Origin of the sequence: Pseudomonas sp. HY2-MNA-CIBAN-0224, assembly GCF_040310285.1 — a bacterium.
GTDB lineage: Bacteria > Pseudomonadota > Gammaproteobacteria > Pseudomonadales > Pseudomonadaceae > Aquipseudomonas > Aquipseudomonas helleri.
Genome location: NZ_JBEOPQ010000123.1, coordinates 1 through 3,121, shown reverse-complemented (window position 1 = coordinate 3,121; position 3,121 = coordinate 1). Strand labels below are relative to the sequence as shown.

The 3,121-nt window shown below is 60.5% G+C and carries 2 protein-coding genes and 1 pseudogene; 2 read left to right on the top strand and 1 reads right to left on the bottom strand.

The window, feature by feature from the left end; genetic code table 11:
* Positions 1–620 (top strand): annotated as a pseudogene (locus tag AAEZ03_RS25620) (GNAT family N-acetyltransferase); the annotation flags it as partial.
* Positions 621–711: 91 nt separating this feature from the next.
* On the opposite strand, the gene AAEZ03_RS25615 reads toward AAEZ03_RS25620, so the two are convergent.
* On the bottom strand, positions 712–1,878 hold the full coding sequence (locus AAEZ03_RS25615; RefSeq protein ID WP_350582493.1) for an MFS transporter: 1,167 nt from the start codon (positions 1,876–1,878) through the stop codon (positions 712–714).
* A 94-nt stretch (positions 1,879–1,972) separates the two neighbouring features.
* Here AAEZ03_RS25615 and AAEZ03_RS25610 point away from each other — a divergent pair, with 94 nt between their 5' ends.
* On the top strand, positions 1,973–2,866 hold the full coding sequence (locus AAEZ03_RS25610) for a LysR family transcriptional regulator (protein ID WP_350582490.1): 894 nt from the start codon (positions 1,973–1,975) through the stop codon (positions 2,864–2,866).
* Positions 2,867–3,121 lie beyond the last annotated feature (255 nt).

Genomic DNA, 3,121 nt, shown 5'->3' with positions numbered 1-3,121 from the left:
CCGCGCGCGCTCTTCAACTCTAGACCCAGTTTGCTGCGCGACAGCGCGGCGTCGAAGACGGGGCGGCCACTCTTATCGGAAAATCTTCGGCGCTTGAGCAATACGCCATTTTGGGCGAGGAACGGCTTGAACGTTTGAGGGGCTGGACTCACCTGCAATTAGCGTGTGCTATTGAACGCGTGGTTTTGAGTCATCACTCCTTCGAAATTGAAGAGGTCACGTCGAAGACTCTGGCTCTATTCGCAGAAGTGCACGCTGCTGGCTTTCATACCAAGCCGGAGCATCGGCTGCTGAATCAGGCTTCCTTTGCAGGGCAGAGGCCTGATGGACGTCTGAAAATCTATGTATTGAAAGCGCAGGGAGTGGTGGTAGCAGGGGCTGCGATGTACTTAGCCAGCAATGGTGTTGCCTACCTTGGAACGGCGGCAACTCGAAAAGATGCTCGGGGCTACGGCTACCACGCAGCGCTGATTTCTCATCGAATAGAGCAAGCAAAGAAGCATGGCGGTCAATGGGTGGCTGCGACCGCGCTGGCCAGCTCCCAAAGCCGCCGAAATCTGGAGCGTGCCGGGTTCACGGCATCCCATGCCCAAGCACTCTACCGTCTGGCAGGTATCTGAAATAAACGGCTGAGAAGGAGCGTCTGCTTTTGGTCGATTGCCGCTCCTGGCGAAGGGCAGCAATCCTGTCACTTGCCGCCCCTCATCCCCCTCACACCACCGCGACTTCAACCGCTCTAGAACGCCAAACAGAACCCAACACCATCAACAACCCCAAACCCGCCATCGCCGCTCCGGCCAGGGAAATCGCTGGATAACCCCAACCCGCGTTGATCACTGCTCCGCCCAGCGCTGCGCCAATCGCGTTGCCAAAGTTGAAGGCGCCAATGTTCACCGCAGAGGCCAGGTTGGGCGCGTCTTTGGCTGCTTCCATGACGCGCATCTGTAGCGGCGGCACCAGGGCGAAGCTGGCGATACCCCATATCAGGATGGCCAGTGCAGCCGGCACCTCCCAGCGCATCAGCACCGTGAACGCCAGCAAGACGAGAATCAGAACGCTTAGCGAGAAGATCAAGGTGCGATCTATTGAGCGGTCGGCGGCCTTGCCGCCCCACATATTGCCCAGCGTCAACCCCACACCAAACAGTACCAGCATGGCGGTGATGTAGGCGGTGGAACCCTGGGTCTCGCTGCTGAGGATCGGCGCGATGTAAGTGAAGACGGTGAACATTGCGCTCGATCCGACCACGGTCAGGGCCAACGCGCTCAGCACCGGACCGCGCCCCAGTACTCGAATTTCGGCCATGACACCGGCGCTTTGCGGCGCCTTCAGGTTAGGCAGGGCGAACCACAGCGCGGCCATCGTGAACAAGCCGAGGCCAGTGATGCCCCAGAACGCGGTGCGCCAACCGAACAGCTCACCAAACCAGGTGGCCAGCGGCACACCGCCGATGGTCGCCAGGGTCAGGCCCATGAACATCGCCGCAACCGCCCCGGCACGTTTTTCCGGGGCAACCACGCTGGCGGCGACGATGGAGCCAACGCCAAAAAATGCACCATGGTTGAGTGAGGTCACCACCCTGGCGATCATGAGGCTGTAGTAATCGGTGGCCAGGGCTGACATCAGATTGCCCAAGGTGAAAATCGCCATGAGCCCGATCAGCAGATAGCGCCGGGGAATTTTGCCGGTGGTCAGGGTCATCAACGGTGCGCCGAGCAATACGCCCAGCGCATACGCACTGACCAGCAAACCGGCGGCGGGAATGGAAACGCCCAGATCCGCAGCGATACCCGGCAACATGCCCATGGGGGCGAATTCTGTTACGCCGATGCCAAAGGCACCGATGGCGAGCGCTACTAGGGGTGGATTGATACGCATGAAAGGCTCCTTATCTATGCCGCTAATGCTACGATCCCGTCTTTTCAAGCGGTAGATAGCATTTTTGGCAATCACCTTTGCGCAGGAGGCACAAGTGGACTTCAACGGCAGGTCAGGTGAAATGAGCGTGTTCACCACCGTGGCTCAGGAAGGCAGCCTCTCGGCCGCCGCGCGTGCACTGGGCCTGACACCCTCGGCAGTCAGTCGGATCATCGCGCGTACCGAGCAACGCCTTGGCACCCGTCTGCTGTTGCGCACCACCCGAGCGATCACCTTTACGGCCGAGGGCGAAGCGTTCCTGCGCGGCGCCCGGCGTATCCTGGCCGACATGGACGAAGTCGAAGAAGCCATCGCCGACCAGGGCGTACCCAGGGGGCGATTGCGGGTCAGCGCCGCCCTTGGGCATGGGCGGCTGGCCATCGTTCCCTTGGTTGCCGCATTCAGCGCCCGTTACCCGAACATCGTCGTCGACCTCACCCTGGGCGATGAAGTGGTCGACATTCTCGGCGGGCAGGCCGACGTCGCGATCCGTTTTGGCCATCTGCCCGACAGCCCGCTGACCGCGCGCAGGATCGGCGAAACCGGCCAGGTCGTGGTGGCATCGCCCGAGTACCTGCAACGCCACGGCATCCCTCAGGCGCCGGAAGACCTGTTGCAGCACAACTGCCTACGCTTCAACTTCAGACGTGCCGAACCCAACTGGCCGTTCATCCGCGATGGAGAAGAGTTCTCCCTAAAGGTCAGCGGCAACATCGAATGCAGCAGTGGAGAAGCGCTGGCACAACTCGCGCGCGTAGGTGCCGGCATTGCACGTATCGGCGAGTTCAGCGTGAGCGAGGACCTGCAGCGCGGCGACCTTATTCCCCTGTTGCAAGCCTGGAACCCCGGGGACCGCGAACCGATTCATGCGGTGTTCGTCGGCGGGGCGGCAATGCCTGCGCGGGTGCGATTGTTCGTGGATTTCTTGCTGGAACATCACCGGATATAAGCGCGGGCGTGGGCTGATGTTTCCGGGGACTTGTGATGTTGACGTGAGCAAAACATTTTTGCGTGCCCTATCAATAGATTGATGGGGCGTGCGCACGTTTTAAATGGCTGTCGTGAGAGTTCGCTTCTGGCCGAGAAGAGTGCGTCATGAAAGGCGGCTTGCGGCCAGAAGCGGTCACTCTGTAGTGGTCAACTAATTCCGGACACCTCGATAGGTTGTTTCCACGCCATCGCCCGTTCGTAATCGGTCGGTGGC

Excerpts from the sequence above, each read along its gene's own strand:
- AAEZ03_RS25615 (WP_350582493.1), bottom strand. The coding sequence starts at position 1,878 with ATGCGTATCAATCCACCCCTAGTAGCGCTCGCCATCGGTGCCTTTGGC.